Raw genomic sequence first — 14,191 nt, forward strand, 5'->3', positions numbered from 1 at the left:
ACCTCGTTGCGGGCATGCGATAATCTGCGGTTCCCCTCGGCTTCACCCCGCGACCATGACCCGTACCGCGCTCGTCACCACCGCCCTGCCCTACGCCAACGGCCCGCTGCATCTGGGCCATCTGGTCGGCTACATCCAGGCCGACATCTGGGTACGTGCACGGCGAATGAGCGGCGGCAGGACCTGGTTCGTCTGCGCCGATGACACCCATGGCACGCCGATCATGCTCGCAGCCGAGAAGGCCGGGGTAACCCCGGAGGCCTTCATCGCCAGCATCCAGGCCAGCCATGAACGTGATTTCGCCGAATTCGGCGTGGCCTTCGACCACTACGATTCGACCAATTCGGCAGCCAACCAGGCGCTGACCGAGGCGTTCTACCTGAAGCTGGAAGCGGCCGGCCACATCAGCCGCCGTTCGGTGGCCCAGTTCTACGACCCGGCCAAGGGCATGTTCCTGCCGGACCGCTACATCAAGGGCATCTGCCCGAACTGCGGCAGCGCCGACCAGTACGGCGACAACTGCGAAGTCTGTGGCGCGACCTACAGCCCCACCGATCTGAAGGAGCCGAAATCGGTGATCTCCGGCGCTACGCCCGAGATCCGGGATTCGGAGCACTTCTTCTTCGAGGTCGGCCGCTTCGAGGGCTTCCTGCGCGAATGGCTGGCCGGCGACGTCGCGCTGCCCGGGGTGAAAGCCAAGCTGATGGAGTGGCTGGACGCGGAGGGCGGCCTGCGCGCGTGGGACATCTCGCGTGACGCGCCGTACTTCGGCTTCCAGATCCCGGGCCATCCGGGCAAGTACTTCTACGTCTGGCTGGACGCGCCGATCGGCTACCTGTCCAGCTTCCAGACCCTGTGCGGCACGCTCGGCGAGGATTTCCAAGCCCACCTGCGCGCCGGCACCGCCACCGAGCTGCACCACTTCATCGGCAAGGACATCGTCAATTTCCATGGCCTGTTCTGGCCGGCGGTGCTGCACGGCACCGGCCACCGCGCACCGACCCGCCTGCACGTCAACGGCTATCTGACCGTTGACGGCGCCAAGATGAGCAAGTCGCGCGGCACCTTCGTGATGGCGCGCACCTTCCTCGATGCAGGACTGGAACCGGAAGCGCTGCGCTACTACTACGCGGCCAAGTCCGGCGGTGGCGTCGACGACCTCGACCTGAACCTGGGTGACTTCGTCGCCCGCGTCAACGCTGATCTGGTCGGCAAGTTCGTCAACCTGGCCAGCCGCTGCGCCGGCTTCATCAGCAAGCGTTTCGATGGCCTGCTCGCCGCGCAGCTGCCCGATGCCGCCCAGTACCAGCGCTTCATCGACAGCCTGGCGCCTATCCGCGAAGCCTACGAGCGCAACGATCCGGCGGCGGCGATCCGCCTGACCATGACCCTGGCCGACGAAGCCAACCGCTACATCGACGACGTCAAGCCGTGGGTGATCGCCAAGCAGGAAGGAGCCGACGCGCAGCTGCAGGCCGTGTGCAGCCAGGGCCTGAACCTGTTCCGTGTACTGGTCACCGCACTGAAGCCGGTACTGCCTTCCACCGCCGCCCAGGCCGAGGCGTTCCTGGCCGCGCCAGTGGCCGACTGGACCGACCTGGCGCAGCCGCTGCTGGCCCATCGAATCGCTGACTACACCCCACTGTTCACCCGTATCGACCCGAAGAAGATTGACGCCATGATCGACGCCTCCAAGGACACCCTGCAGCCGACCGCCGCTGCCCCCGCCGCCAAGGCCGACGCTGCCAAGCCGGCGGCTGCCGTGCCGGCCAGTGCCGCAACGGCCAGCGCCGAGGCACCGGCCTACATCGGCATCGACGACTTCGCCAAGCTCGACCTGCGCATCGGCAAGGTGCTGGTGTGCGAGTTCGTGGAGGGTTCGGACAAGCTGCTGCGCTTCGAGCTGGATGCCGGCGAACTGGGCAAACGGCAGATCTTCTCCGGCATCCGTGCCAGCTACGGCGAGCCGGAAGCGCTGGTCGGCCGCAGCGTCGTGTTCATCGCCAACCTGGCCCCGCGCAAGATGCGCTTCGGCCTGAGTGAAGGCATGATCCTGTCGGCAGGTTTCGATGGTGGCGCGCTGGCGCTGCTGGACGCCGACAGCGGCGCGCAGCCGGGCATGCCGGTCCGCTGATGCACTGCGCGGGTGCGGCCACGGCCGCTCCCGCCGGTCACGGCAACGACGGGACGCACCACGGGAGGCATCGGAATGGAACTGGCGCTGTTCGACTTCGACCATACCGTCACCACCTGCGATACCTATGGCCGCTTCCTGCGCCGCGTGGCCACCGCCGAGCAGCTTGCGCAGGCGTGGTGGAAGGTGGGTCCGTGGCTGGCGGCGTACCGGCTGAAACTGATCTCGGCCGAACGCATTCGCGCCCGCGTCACCCGCCTCACCTTCAGCGAGCGCCACGCCGACGACATCGCAGCGCTGGCCACCGGCTTCTCGCGCGAATTCCTGCCCGAGGTGGTGCGCCCGGAAATGCTGGAACAGATCCGCTGGCACAAGGAACAGCAGCACACCGTGGTGGTCGTGTCCGGTTCGCTGGATCTGTACCTGCGTCCCTGGTGCGAAACGTTGGGTCTTGAACTGATCTGCAACCGCCTTGAAAGCCGGGACGGACGCCTGACCGGCCGTTACCACGGCGGCGATTGCGGTCCTCGCAAGGTCGAGCAGATCCGTCGCCGTTTCGATCTGTCGCGTTACACGCGCATCCACGCTTATGGCGACAGCGCAGAGGACCGGCCGATGCTGGCCCTCGCCCACGAACGCTGGTTCCGTGGCAAACCCCTGAAATGATCCATACGCGCAGCCTTCGCCACGCATGAGCCTGATTCCGCCGCTGACCGAACGCCTGGACCGACTGTTGCCGCAGACGCAATGCGGACAATGCGGCTATGACGGTTGCCGCCCCTATGCGCAGGCGATGGCGCGCGGCGAGGCGGGCGTGGACCGCTGCCCGCCGGGCGGCGATGCGGGCGCGCGTGCACTGGCCCAGGTACTGGGTGTGCCGGCACTGCCGTTTGATCGTACGCGCGGCGAACACAAGGCGCCGCAGGTCGCGGTGATCGTCGAGGCCGACTGCATCGGCTGCACCAAGTGCATCCAGGCCTGCCCGGTGGACGCGATTGTCGGCGGCGCGAAGTACATGCATACCGTGATCGCCGACCTGTGCACGGGCTGCGAGTTGTGCATTCCACCGTGTCCGGTGGACTGCATCGTGCTGCGGGAACGGTAGCGGTGCCAGCTCCCTTCCGGCAGGAAAGGGAGCTGACACCCGCCCGCCGTTACGGCACGGCCGCCGTCACCACGATCTCGACCTTCCACTCGGCGTGTGCCAGCTTGGCTTCGACCGTGGCACGGGCCGGGGTCGCACCCTCGACCACCCATTCGTCCCACGCCTTGTTCATGCCGTCGAAGTCGGCCATGTCGGCCAGGAACACCTCCGCGCGCAGCACATGCTGGCGATCACTGGCCACCAGTGCCAGCAGCTTGTCGATCTCGGCCAGCACCTGCCGGGTCTGTCCGGTGATGTCCTGGCTGGTGTCCTCCGGAATCTGGCCGGAGAGGTAGGCAACCTTGTTGTACACGGTCATTTCGGACATGCGCGGTCCGACGTCGTAACGCTCCATCATGGGCGTGGCTCCTGCGGGTGATCAGGCCTGCATTGTCCTCCAAACGGGCGGCGGGTGGGGCTCCTGCACCACCGCTGTTCAAATGCCTTCGAGAGGCGCACGATGCGCCACGCCCGCGTTGACACCGCCCTCGCCCTCCCTGCCGCACCCTTGCGCCGATGACCGTCCCTTCCGATCCCGCAACCGCTCCGTCCATCCCGGTCTGGAAGCGGCTGCTTACCATCTTCGTTCCCCTGCTGATCCTGGCCCTGGCCCTGCATGGCCTGGCCGGCGAGTTCGACGAACATGGCTACCGCGCCATCCGCCAGGCGTTCCATGCACTCAGCGCAACGCAGATCGCACTGACCGTGACGCTGGGCCTGGCCAGTTATGCCTGCCTGATCGGCTTCGATGCCATCGGCCTGCGACGCAGCGGCATCCGCGTGCATCCCGCGCGCATCGGCATCACCGCGTTTCTCGCCCACACCCTGGGCCAGACCGTCGGCTTTGCGGCCTTGACCGGCGGCGCGGTGCGCCTGCGGGGCTATCGCGGTGCCGGGCTGGATCTGGCCCAGATCGGCCAGGTCGTGCTGATGAGCACGCTCGGTTTCATGTTCGGTGCATGGCTGTTGATCGGCCTGGCGTTATGCCTGGAACCCTCAGCGGCGGCGCTGGCGCTGCCGTTGGATTCCGGCGCCGTGCGCGCGGTCGGCATTGCCGCCCTGCTCGCCTATCTGGCCACGGTGCTGCTGGTCGGCCGCAGCGGACGCCAGTTCCGTGTGTTCGGCCACGCCCTGTGGCTGCCCGACCGGCTGACCATGCTCGGCGTCACCGCGCTCAGCGTGATCGAACTGGTGCTGGCCAGCGCAGCGTTCTACGTGCTGCTTCCGGACTCCACGCCCACCGGGCTTCCCGGCTTCGTCGGCCTGTACCTGGTGGCGGTGCTGGCAGGCCTGGTCTCGACCGTTCCGGCCGGCCTGGGCGTGTTCGAGTGGAGCCTGCTCAAGCTGCTGCCGCAGGTGGCACCGGCGGCGGTGCTGGCGGCCGCGCTGATCTACCGCGTCACCTACTACGTCCTGCCGCTGCTGCTGGCCACCGTGCTCGCGCTTGCGCCTGCACTGCGGCGACCGCTGCGGGCCAGCGCCGGCGCCACCCGCGCCGGCTGGAACGCGCTGCGCCCCTGGCTGCCGCAGATCATCGCGCTGGCGGCTTTCAGCATCGGCGCCGCCCTGGTCATCGATGGCACCTTGCCGACCCCGCGTCGCCATCTGCTCAATGCATCGCTGCCGATCCTGGAAACATCGCACCTGATCGGCAGTCTTGGCGGTGTCGCCCTGCTGCTGATCGGCCAGGGCCTGGCCCGGCGCAGCCACGCCGCGTGGATGCTGGCGATGGCGGTCTGCGTGATCACGCCGCTGCCGCTGTGGCTGCGCGGCGGTCAACCGTTGATCGCGGTATCGGCCGTACTGGTCGCGATGGCACTGTGGGCCGCACGCCGTGAGTTCTACCGCCAGGGTGCGCTGCTGGATGAGGCGTGGTCGTGGCCATGGTTGCGCAACCTGGGGCTGGTCCTGGTCGCGGTCACCTGGCTGCTGTTCTTCACGTACAGCCATGTCGAGTACCAGAACGAACTCTGGTGGCAGTTCGCACTGTCCGGCAACGCACCGCGTGCGCTGCGTGCGCTGCTGGTGGTAGCCATCGCCCTGGTGATGTTCGGCCTCGCCCGCCTGCTGCACAGCACGCGCAGCCCGCTGCCGGCCGCTGACGAAGCCACGCTGCAGGCGTTGGCACCGGTGCTGGCCAGCGCCACCGACACCCAGGCCTGCCTGGTGCTGACCGCCGACAAGGCAGTGCTGCGCGACGATGCCCGGCAGGGCTTCGTGATGATGCAGCGCTACGGCGGCTCGTTGATCGCAATGGGTGATCCGGTCGGCCCGCCGGAGGTCGCACGTGCGTTGATCTGGCGTTTCCGTGAGGAAGCCGACCGCCTCGGCCTGCGCCCGGTGTTCTACCAGGTGGGCGAAGCCTACTGGCAGACCTATCTGGATCTCGGCCTGGGCCTGGTCAAGCTGGGCGAGGAAGCGATCGTGCCGCTGCACGACTTCGGTCTGGAAGGCCGCGAACGCGCCGACCTGCGCCAGGCATGGAACCGCGGCAAGCGCAGTGGCCTGTCGTTCCGGGTGGCGCCGGTGGAAGAGGTCCCCAGCCTGCTGCCGCGCCTGCATGCGATCTCCAATGCCTGGCTGGAAGACAAGTCCGGTGACGAGAAAGGATTCTCGCTGGGCAGCTTCGATCCCGATTACCTGGTGCGGTTCCCGGTCGCGCTGGTCGAGGCCGAAGGTCGGATCGTCGCCTTCGCCAACCTGTGGCAGGCGCCCGCCGGTGCCGAGCTGTCGGTGGACCTGATGCGGCACGTCAGCGACGCGCCGAAAGGCACGATGGATTTCCTGTTCATCGAACTGTTCCTGTGGGGCCGGGCGCAGGGCCATGCGCGTTTCTCGCTGGGCATGGCGCCCCTGTCCGGGCTGGCCCAGCATCGCCTGGCGGGCCGCTGGAATCGTCTTGCCGGCCTGCTGGCACGGCATGGTGAGCGCTTCTATGGCTTCAGTGGCCTGCGCCGCTTCAAGTCGAAGTTCGATCCGCAGTGGCGCCCGCGCTACCTGGCGGCGCCCGGTGGCATGCACCTGCCGGCAGCCCTGCTGGACGCCACCCGCCTGATTTCGCTGGATCCACGCCGCGGCTGAGCCACCCGACCGCCGGGCATGGCCCGGCGCTGCTCCTGCAGGCGTGTGCTGATTACGCGCCGCCCTTGAGGATGACCTCGGCCAGACGATCGTAGTCGCCACCGAAATGGTGGTCGCCGGGCAGCTTGATCCTGCGCACGCCATCGTCCGCAGGCAGGTCCGGACACAGCGCGTCCTCATCCTTGTCGCCATAGACGCACAGGGTCTTGGCCGCCGGCAGCCTGGCCACTTCCGGCGCGATCGGCAGGCCATCGCCGCCACCGCCCAGCCAGTTGCTGACATGGAACTCGAAATCGGCCTTACGCCCCACGGAGAGCAGCACGATGCGCTCGAGTGCTTCGCGGCTGCCGGCATCGAGCCGGTTGATGGTGGCCGGCAGCACGTCGGCGCCCTGCGAGAAGCCGATCAGCATCACCTTGTCGCGCCGCCATTGCTGGCGGTAGTGGTCGATGATCTTCTGCAGGTCAGCGGCAAACCCCTCCGGCGTGCGTTCGCTCCAGAAATAACGCAGCGAATCGATGCCCACCACGGCCACGCCGTGTTCGGCCAGCGACGAGGCCACGTCCTTGTCCAGTCCCGCCCAGCCGCCATCACCGGAGACGAAGATCGCCAGCGTATCGCCGTCACCGTGCGCGGGGACTTCCACCACGGGCAGGCCCTTCAACGCCGCCGGCGGCGGTGCCAGGCTGATGCCGGCCTGCGCACCGATCACCCGCGCGGCAGCCACCAGTCCCGGCGTGGCATCGCCGCGGGCGCTGCGCTTGAATCCGCGCGCCATCGCGACCTGCTGCACGAACGGACCCGCTCCCTGACCCCTGCAGCCCATATCGCCGATGGCATTCAACCAGGGAAAGTTCAGTTCGGCCGGTTGCAGCCGCCCCTCCTTGACGCCGTCTCCGCAGACCATGCGTTCGTGGGCATGGTCGGGACAGAAACCGGAGGTCAGCAGGCCGGCGAACACCTGGGTGTCGGCCTGTGCGGCCAGGCTGTAGGCCAGCTCGGCACCCTCACCATCGCCGCCGACCAGCGGCAGGTGATATCCCGGCAGGTGCAGGAACGCCTGCACCCAGCGCGAGAAATTCTCGACGTCGCCAGCACCGAACGAACAGGTGCTGTCGCCTTCGCGTTCAAGAACACCCCGCAGGTGCGCCACATCCACCGCCGCCACCAGCGCACCGTCGGCACGCAGTGCTTCGATCGGCGCCAGGCTGGCAGCGCCATAGGGACCTTCGTGGAACCAGATCACCACCCGCTGCGGCACTCCCGCCGGCAGATGCACCGGCACCTGCTCGAATCGGCCATGGCTGACCTGCTGCACGGATGCCGCGGCCACCGCCGGCAACGCCGCCAGTGCCATCACCAGTCCCATCGCCCTGCCCAACCCTGCACGCGTCATGTCGCAACCCCAGTGGAATGCGCACACGATACGCCGCCACCGCGTGCACGACACGTACCGGTCACGGCCGTTCGCCGGGCCCGCGGCCAGGGTTCAGGCGCGTGTGCGCGCCAGACCGCGCCGGTACAGGGTGACGGCCAGCCAGAGCAGCCAGCCGACGATCACGGCGATCACCAGCTTCTGCCCCAGCCCGCGCGGCGGCCCGTCACGCCAGAGCACATGCAGCCACAGCAACGCGAAGGCCAGCCAGGCCCAGCCCCACAGCAGGGCAGCACTGCGCTGCCAGCCCGGCTCGCGACGCAGGTACCACGCCTGCAGCAGCATGCCGACGCTGGCACACAGGAAGGCCGTGTTGGCAGCCACGCCATGCACCAGCGGCGCCAGCAGCGGCGTCGCCTGCGGCAGCCAGCTGTCGCCGATGGCGACCGTCGCCAGGCCCAGGGCGGACACGGTGAACAGCAGCGGCGCGGCCGCGCTGCGGCGGGGCCCCACGCTGTGACGATAGAGCGCGATGCCGAGCGCGGCGATCGCCACCGCCAGCAGGCAGTAGGCGGCGCGCAGCGCCAGACCCCAGGGACCGTGCAGGTACAGGCTCAGGGTCGCGCGCATCCAATCCAGATCAGCGCGCGCGAACTGCGTCCACAGGGCCGTCGCCACGAACAACAGGAGCGCCACCAGGGCCAGCAGCGCAGCCGGACGCGCTCCGGTCATGGCGTGGCCTCCGGGTGCCGCGCCTTCCATTCGGCCAACGCCTTGCGGTAACGCTGCAGCTCTTCGGCATACAGATCGAGTACGCACAGCGGGCAGCCGCTGCCGCAGCACTCGTTGGGACCAGGTTCTTCCGGTGCGGTTGGCCGGGGATCAGGATCGGGAACGGACACGGTGGGCGGCGCTACCTTGCAGATGCAGGCCGCCAGTGTAACTGCCCCGCTCAGGTGTCCAGCCGGCGGCGCAGGTTCGCGCGTGCCGCGGCATCCAGGCGCTGGTGGAAGAAGTCGCTGAGGAAGATCCGCGGTGCGCGCAGCAGCCCCTGCAGGAAGCGGCGGCGGCCGGCGCGGTACAGGAAACCCGGGACCACCCCCTGGTACTCCTCGGCCACACCACGATCGTAGGCATCGAACACCGGTGCAGGCGCACCCAGGATCGCCATGTCGCAATCCAGGAACAGCGCCGCTTCGGCGTCGACATCCGCAGGACCGAGTTCGCCATGACGGGCAGTCAGCAGGATCAGCTGCTCGACGCGGGCGGCGTCGATGCCCGCCAGCGCAGGCTCCTGCGCGATGGCCTGCACGGCCAGTGCCGCCGAGCGTGCCTCGTTGTCCTTGCGCCCCGCCTCGTAGACCGCATCGTGGTAAAGCGCGGCCAGAAAGACCTCGGCGGGCTGCCGCCAACCCGGCCCATCGGCGACGTCCTGGCAGTGCTGCAGCACCGCGCGCACGTGGCCGAAGTGATGGTACGCGCGTGGCGGCGTTGCATATCGGTCCTGCAACGCCTGCCACTGCGCCGGATCGAGCGGAATCGGGGCGAAGTCCATGCCGGCATGATCCTGCCAGACGCCCCGGCCAGCAAGCTGGACAATAATTCACCACGCACTCACAGCCGCCGTCCGGCAAGGGCGGAGCACAGTTGTCCACAGCTTTGCCGAGCGCTGGTCCACATCGCCTGTGGATGACCGCGCCGCCGACCGGCGGTCGATGCACCGGCGCACGGGCAGGACTACACTCGGCGGCAGGCGGATGCGCCCGCCGCTGCCGGGAATTGCCATGCAACGTCCTGCCACCCGATTCCTGCTGCTCGCCCTGCTCGCGCTGGCGGCGCCGGCCGCCGTCGCCTTGGACGGTCCTGCCGCCGCACCGGCCGCTCAGTACCGCCCCGCCCCAGCGAGCGTGCCGACCGCAGACGAAGTGCTGGCGATTCCGCCGGCGCTGCGCGCGATGCTGACCCGACAGGTGATCGCGCGCAGCCACTCGCGCGACCAGCGCCTGCAGGCCCTGGTGGAGATGATCTTTGATCGGCAGGGACTGGATCTGCAGTACGACGCCGACGCGACCTATACCGTCGGCGAAGTCTGGCAGTACCGCCGCGCCAACTGCCTGGCATTCACGCTGCTGTTCGTGTCGCTGGCACGCGAGGCCGGCATCCAGGCCCGGGTGCAGGAAGTCGGCAGCGTGGTGTCCTGGTATCAGGAGCAGGACCAGGGCGTGGTCTACAGCGTCGGCCACGTCAATGCCGGGGTCGACGTCGGCGGCCGCTTCGGCACGGTCGATCTGGACCGCAACGTGCTGTACGACCGCCACGGCCCGCAGCCGATCGACCGTGCCCGTGCGTTGGCGCACTTCTACAACAATCGTGGCGCCGAACGCATGGCCAGCGACGATCTGGATGGTGCCCGGGTGTTCTTCGATGCAGCGGTGGCGCAGGACGCGCGATTCGCACCGGCCTGGAACAACCTGGGCGTGCTGGACAACCGGAAGGGAGACACCGCCGGCGCACGTCGTGCGCTGGAAATGGCACTGCGCCTGGACGGCCGTCAGGATGCAGCACTGAACAACGCCAGTGCGCTCTACCGGCGGTTGGGCCTGGTGGCAGCAGCGCAGCAGCTGGAGCGCCGCCTGCGCGCCGTACAGCGCGAGGATCCGTTTGCCCAGTACATGCTCGGGGCCCGCGCCGAACGCGCAGGCGACCTGGCGGAGGCCATCCGCTGCTACCGCCGGGCGGTGCGCCTGTACGATGCCGCACACCAGTTCCATTTCGGCCTGGCGAGGGTGTACTTCCTCGCCGGCCAGCTGGCCCGCGCCGACAAGGAACTGACACGGGCCCAGGAACTCGGCGGGGCGCCGCAGCAGGCCCGCTACCAGGCCAAGCTGGACAGCCTGGCCCGCTGGCGGGCGCAGCAGCAGGCCAGGCGCTGAGGGCCCGTCAGGCCTTCTTGAGGAAGCAGGTTTTCAGCACCAGCCCCTTGATCTTGTCCGAGTTGCCTTCGATGTGCTCCGCATCGTCCTCGACCAGCCGGATGTTGCGGATCACCGTGCCCTGCTTGAGCGGAATCGAGGAGCCCTTGACCTTCAGGTCCTTGATCACGGTCACGGTGTCGCCGGCCTGCAGGGTGTTGCCGTTGCTGTCACGCACGACCAGCGCCTGCCCCGCGCCCTCCTCGGCGGTCCATTCGAAGCCGCAATCGGCGCAGATCCACAGCGCGCCATCGGCATAGGTGTTTTCCAGGGTGCACTGCGGACAAGCGGGAACGGACGACATTGCAAGTACCTCAAAATGAATCAACGGCCGCCATTGTAACCGCCCGCTCTTTTCACCCGTTTTCCCGCGGCCGCTCCCCCTGCCCGCCCGAGATGGCCGGCAGGCGCTTGCAGCGGACCGCAAACTGCAGCAGAGTGCGCGGCCCTTGTCCGTCCCTGGAATTCCGCATGCGCCTCGGCATCGACTTCGGTACCAGCAATTCTGCCGCCGCCATCGTGCACGAGGGCCGCCTGTTGCCGATCCGCTTCGGCGATGCCGAACAGTTCCGCACCAGCGTCTATTTCCCAGGCGTAGTACCCGATCCGGACGACTTCCAGCCCGATGCCAGCCAACAGCATGCGCTGGAGCAGATGATCGACAGCGCGGCGCGTGCCGCCCGCGCTGCCGGCCAGGAGCGCCCGCCGCAGGCACTGCGCCGAGAAGCATTGCGCGCACTGCGCCGCGAATGGATGGAAGCCCGTGCCCGCGAAGCGCGCAGCGCCAGCGACCTGCTGCAGAACGCGATCTACGGCGATGACGCGCTGGAAGCCTATTTCGAGGAGCATGAAGGCAACCTCGTGCAGAGCCCCAAGTCGATGCTCGGCTACAACCTGCACCCGCGCGCGAAGCAGACCATCACCGGCATTGCCGCGCATATCCTTGAGCACATCCGCCTGACCGCCAGCGCGCAGCTCGGCCAGCCGCTGCGCACCGCCCTGCTCGGCCGCCCCGTGCAGTTCCGCAGCTCGATCGGCGAGGCCGGCAACGCGCAGGCGCTGGACATCCTGCGCGAGGCGGCGGCGCAGGCCGGCTTCGACCGCATCGATTTCCTGGAAGAACCTGCCGCAGCGGCGATGCACTATCACGCCGGAAGCGCGACACGGCACCAGGCCGTGATCGTCGACATCGGCGGTGGCACGACCGACATCGCCCATGCCGAAGTGGGGGGACCAGTACCCCCGCATATCCACCGTGCCTGGGGCATCGCCCGTGGCGGCACCGACATCGACCTGGCCCTGAGCCTGTCCAGCTACATGCCGCTGTTCGGTCGTGGCATCACCCGCGTGCCCGCCCACCACTACGTGGAAGCCGCCACCGTGCAGGACATGACCCGCCAGCGCGACTTCCGCCAGCACAACTACGATGCGGTCGACGCACCCTGGGGCCCGCGCCTGCAGGCACTGCAGGACACCGGCAACACCGCGCGCCTGTACCGTGATGTCGAGCGCGCCAAGATCGCCCTGAGCAGTTCTGCCACGCACCGCAGCACGCTGGACTACATCGGCCGCGACCTGCACGCCGACAGCAGTGCCGAGGGCCTGGCCAGTGCGGCCAATGGCTACCTGGAACAGATCCGCACGCTGCTCGCCCAGGTGCGCAGCGACATCGGCGGCGACCCGGACGCGGTGTTCCTGACCGGTGGCATGTCCCGTGCGGGTTACCTGCGCCAGGCCGTGGCGGAGGCGTTTCCGGGTGCCCGGATGGTCCACGGGGAGCCTTCACTCGGGGTGGTACAAGGCCTGGCGCTGGCCGCAGCCAGCCGGGATTAACAAAACGTTACGCAGGGTTTGCTACCCTCGGTAGGCTTGATCCACAGCTGTACCTTCCATCGGCCCTGCCGGTGTGTGTTCCGGGTGCAGCGCGGCCCGCCACGCGGGTCTTGCGGCCGTGCCTTCCTGGCTCGTTCATGGCCGCGCATCACCCGAGCCGCCATCGAGACCCGCTTTGGGCACCCGCCAGGCCCCTGTGGCCTTACAACCTGACGCCGCACCTGCACCCATCGACTGCCGCCGTTGTGACGCGGTCTGTTGCCGGCTGCCGGTACTGCTGCAGCCCGGCGACCACGTGCCCGGCCAGTTCCTCGCGCGCGACGCCCACGGCCGGGCCGTGATGGCGCGCAACGAGGAAGGCTGGTGCGCGGCGATCGATCCCTATCACCTGCGCTGCACGATCTATTCGCAGCGCCCGGCGATCTGCCGCCAGTTTTCGATGGGCGGCGATGACTGCCGCCGCGAGCGGCAGGATTACCTGCGCCAGGCCGATGCCTGTGCGCTTTCCTCCCCTTCCACCTGACAGGAGCAACCATGCCCCGCAAGGCAAAGACCCCCGCGAAGGCTAACAACAGCATCCGTAGCGAACGCAAGGGTGCAGCCGCCAGTACTGTGGTCAGCAGCGACTCGATCGCGTCTGACCTGGCCGCTTTCCGCAAGGCCGGTGGCAAGATCGAAGTGCTGGGTACGACCTGGGCGCTGAAGAAAGCCAGCTGACCCTCCCTGACCGCGGCGGCGCTGCCGCCGCGGCCTGCCGGTCGATGCTCAGCGGTCCAGTCGGACCCGCACGCTGCCCGAATGCGACTGGATGCGGATATCGCCGTCACCGCCCCCCAGCCGCGTGTCGAGATTGCTGCCCGGCCCATAACGCGGCCGCTCCACCGTGCCGGCATCACTGTTGATCGAGCCGCTGAAGCTGTTCACCGACAGCTGCGCCGATACGGTCCGCGGCAACCGCAGATTGACCGATGCGCTCACCGATTCGACGTTGATGCGCCCCCCCGGCGCCAGACCGGCAGCGGCCAGTTCGATGCTGCCTGACACCGTCTCCACCGCCAGGCGCTGGATGCGCCCCGCATCGACATCCACGCGTCCGGACACGGTCTGCGCACCGATGTCGCCGGACACGCCTCCCCCCGCGTCAATGCGGCCGCTGACGGTGTTCACGTCCAGCCGCGGCGTCTGCAGGCGGGCAGTGACGCTGCCGCTGACCGTGTTGAGCTTGGTGTCGCCGCTGCGGCCTGCCGCGGACAGGCTGCCGCTGACCGTATCGGCCTGCAGCCGACGCACATCGATGCCACTGATGTCCTGGCTCGCACTGACGGTGCTGAGCAGCAGTTCCGCCGAGCGTGGCACGTTCAGCACCAGGGTGGCCCCGCCATTGTTGCTGCGGCGTGGATATTCCACCTCCCACCGCACGCGGTTGGCACTCTTCTCCTGACGCAGCTGCAGGCCGTCGCTGAGACTGCCGGTGAGCTGGACCTCGTTGCGGTCCCAGCCGCGCACGGTGACCTTGCCGGCCACGTTGCTCAGTTCAATCCGGCCACCGGTGGCGAGTGCATGGCGTTCGTCGACGCGCGTGTCGGCCAGTGCCACAGCCGGTACCAGCAGCAGCGCGGCGCAGCAGAAAAGAAGGGGTCGCATCATGGGTC

General features: G+C 68.4%; 15 protein-coding genes. 8 read left to right on the forward strand and 7 right to left on the reverse strand.

All coding sequences use genetic code 11. The annotated features are described in order from the left end of the window. The first annotated feature begins 55 nt into the window (after positions 1-55). From metG to rnfB, 3 genes are all read left to right on the forward strand, one after another. Entirely contained in the window at positions 56-2,134 is a 2,079-nt protein-coding gene (gene metG, locus ABE543_RS11190) for a methionine--tRNA ligase (protein WP_065174861.1), read from the forward strand. Positions 2,135-2,209: 75 nt separating this feature from the next. Next, positions 2,210-2,800 (forward strand): HAD family hydrolase, encoded by a 591-nt coding sequence (locus tag ABE543_RS11195; protein WP_065174860.1) that lies wholly within the window; start codon positions 2,210-2,212, stop codon positions 2,798-2,800. Positions 2,801-2,825: 25 nt separating this feature from the next. After that, a complete protein-coding gene (gene rnfB, locus ABE543_RS11200; protein ID WP_080375344.1) occupies positions 2,826-3,239 on the forward strand; it encodes an Rnf electron transport complex subunit RnfB in 414 nt (137 codons plus the stop codon). Positions 3,240-3,288: 49 nt separating this feature from the next. On the opposite strand, the gene ABE543_RS11205 is transcribed toward rnfB, so the two are convergent. Further along, on the reverse strand, positions 3,289-3,636 hold the full coding sequence (locus ABE543_RS11205; RefSeq protein ID WP_049426796.1) for a RidA family protein: 348 nt from the start codon (positions 3,634-3,636) through the stop codon (positions 3,289-3,291). 158 nt (positions 3,637-3,794) lie between these two features. Here ABE543_RS11205 and mprF point away from each other — a divergent pair, with 158 nt between their 5' ends. Beyond that, complete coding sequence (gene mprF, locus ABE543_RS11210; RefSeq protein ID WP_065174859.1) at positions 3,795-6,359, forward strand: bifunctional lysylphosphatidylglycerol flippase/synthetase MprF; 2,565 nt, start codon at positions 3,795-3,797, stop codon at positions 6,357-6,359. 52 nt (positions 6,360-6,411) lie between these two features. Here the strand turns inward: mprF and ABE543_RS11215 are convergent, their stop codons facing one another. From ABE543_RS11215 to ABE543_RS11230, 4 genes are all read right to left on the reverse strand, one after another. After that, on the reverse strand, positions 6,412-7,755 hold the full coding sequence (locus tag ABE543_RS11215) for an AcvB/VirJ family lysyl-phosphatidylglycerol hydrolase (RefSeq protein ID WP_262100422.1): 1,344 nt from the start codon (positions 7,753-7,755) through the stop codon (positions 6,412-6,414). 93 nt (positions 7,756-7,848) lie between these two features. Continuing rightward, positions 7,849-8,466, reverse strand: a complete 618-nt coding sequence (locus tag ABE543_RS11220; RefSeq protein WP_053519940.1) for a DUF998 domain-containing protein — start codon at positions 8,464-8,466, stop codon at positions 7,849-7,851. Then, positions 8,463-8,636 (reverse strand): oxidoreductase-like domain-containing protein, encoded by a 174-nt coding sequence (locus tag ABE543_RS11225; RefSeq protein WP_065174857.1) that lies wholly within the window; start codon positions 8,634-8,636, stop codon positions 8,463-8,465. The genes ABE543_RS11220 and ABE543_RS11225 overlap by 4 nt, the downstream gene beginning before the upstream one ends. Before the next feature lie 50 nt (positions 8,637-8,686). Continuing rightward, the gene (locus tag ABE543_RS11230; RefSeq protein WP_053519939.1) at positions 8,687-9,289 is read right to left on the reverse strand and encodes a hypothetical protein; all 603 of its coding nucleotides are present in this window, start codon (positions 9,287-9,289) and stop codon (positions 8,687-8,689) included. Between the two features lie 229 nt (positions 9,290-9,518). Between ABE543_RS11230 and ABE543_RS11235 the strand changes: the two genes are divergently transcribed. Next, positions 9,519-10,667 carry a tetratricopeptide repeat protein gene (locus ABE543_RS11235; RefSeq protein WP_065181978.1) on the forward strand — a complete coding sequence of 383 codons (1,149 nt, stop codon included), beginning with the start codon at positions 9,519-9,521 and terminating at the stop codon, positions 10,665-10,667. A gap of 7 nt (positions 10,668-10,674) precedes the next feature. Here ABE543_RS11235 and ABE543_RS11240 read toward each other — a convergent pair whose 3' ends face one another. Continuing rightward, on the reverse strand, positions 10,675-11,010 hold the full coding sequence (locus ABE543_RS11240; protein ID WP_053519938.1) for a zinc ribbon domain-containing protein YjdM: 336 nt from the start codon (positions 11,008-11,010) through the stop codon (positions 10,675-10,677). Positions 11,011-11,177: 167 nt separating this feature from the next. Here ABE543_RS11240 and ABE543_RS11245 point away from each other — a divergent pair, with 167 nt between their 5' ends. The 3 genes from ABE543_RS11245 to ABE543_RS11255 all read left to right on the forward strand — a co-directional run bounded on the left by ABE543_RS11245 (position 11,178) and on the right by ABE543_RS11255 (position 13,256). Next, entirely contained in the window at positions 11,178-12,539 is a 1,362-nt protein-coding gene (locus tag ABE543_RS11245; RefSeq protein ID WP_262218619.1) for an Hsp70 family protein, read from the forward strand. Positions 12,540-12,768: 229 nt separating this feature from the next. Next, complete coding sequence (locus ABE543_RS11250; protein WP_080375345.1) at positions 12,769-13,062, forward strand: YkgJ family cysteine cluster protein; 294 nt, start codon at positions 12,769-12,771, stop codon at positions 13,060-13,062. A gap of 11 nt (positions 13,063-13,073) precedes the next feature. Continuing rightward, positions 13,074-13,256, forward strand: coding sequence for a hypothetical protein (locus tag ABE543_RS11255; RefSeq protein WP_053519936.1), 183 nt, complete (start codon positions 13,074-13,076; stop codon positions 13,254-13,256). Positions 13,257-13,304: 48 nt separating this feature from the next. Here the strand turns inward: ABE543_RS11255 and ABE543_RS11260 are convergent, their stop codons facing one another. After that, positions 13,305-14,186, reverse strand: coding sequence for a DUF4097 family beta strand repeat-containing protein (locus ABE543_RS11260; protein WP_053519561.1), 882 nt, complete (start codon positions 14,184-14,186; stop codon positions 13,305-13,307). Positions 14,187-14,191 lie beyond the last annotated feature (5 nt).

Origin of the sequence: Stenotrophomonas sp. TWI169 (genome assembly GCF_039674705.1) — a bacterium.
In the GTDB taxonomy this organism is placed as follows: Bacteria; Pseudomonadota; Gammaproteobacteria; order Xanthomonadales; family Xanthomonadaceae; genus Stenotrophomonas; species Stenotrophomonas maltophilia_P.

What these genes read in the sequence shown, in the direction of transcription:
- metG (WP_065174861.1), top strand. Translation starts at nt 56, where the DNA reads ATGACCCGTACCGCGCTCGTCACCACCGCCCTGCCCTACGCCAACGGC.
- ABE543_RS11195 (WP_065174860.1), top strand. Translation starts at nt 2,210, where the DNA reads ATGGAACTGGCGCTGTTCGACTTCGACCATACCGTCACCACCTGCGAT.
- rnfB (WP_080375344.1), top strand. Translation starts at nt 2,826, where the DNA reads ATGAGCCTGATTCCGCCGCTGACCGAACGCCTGGACCGACTGTTGCCG.
- ABE543_RS11205 (WP_049426796.1), bottom strand. Translation starts at nt 3,636, where the DNA reads ATGATGGAGCGTTACGACGTCGGACCGCGCATGTCCGAAATGACCGTG.
- mprF (WP_065174859.1), top strand. Translation starts at nt 3,795, where the DNA reads ATGACCGTCCCTTCCGATCCCGCAACCGCTCCGTCCATCCCGGTCTGG.
- ABE543_RS11215 (WP_262100422.1), bottom strand. Translation starts at nt 7,755, where the DNA reads ATGACGCGTGCAGGGTTGGGCAGGGCGATGGGACTGGTGATGGCACTG.
- ABE543_RS11220 (WP_053519940.1), bottom strand. Translation starts at nt 8,466, where the DNA reads ATGACCGGAGCGCGTCCGGCTGCGCTGCTGGCCCTGGTGGCGCTCCTG.
- ABE543_RS11230 (WP_053519939.1), bottom strand. Translation starts at nt 9,289, where the DNA reads ATGGACTTCGCCCCGATTCCGCTCGATCCGGCGCAGTGGCAGGCGTTG.
- ABE543_RS11235 (WP_065181978.1), top strand. Translation starts at nt 9,519, where the DNA reads ATGCAACGTCCTGCCACCCGATTCCTGCTGCTCGCCCTGCTCGCGCTG.
- ABE543_RS11240 (WP_053519938.1), bottom strand. Translation starts at nt 11,010, where the DNA reads ATGTCGTCCGTTCCCGCTTGTCCGCAGTGCACCCTGGAAAACACCTAT.
- ABE543_RS11245 (WP_262218619.1), top strand. Translation starts at nt 11,178, where the DNA reads ATGCGCCTCGGCATCGACTTCGGTACCAGCAATTCTGCCGCCGCCATC.
- ABE543_RS11255 (WP_053519936.1), top strand. Translation starts at nt 13,074, where the DNA reads ATGCCCCGCAAGGCAAAGACCCCCGCGAAGGCTAACAACAGCATCCGT.
- ABE543_RS11260 (WP_053519561.1), bottom strand. Translation starts at nt 14,186, where the DNA reads ATGATGCGACCCCTTCTTTTCTGCTGCGCCGCGCTGCTGCTGGTACCG.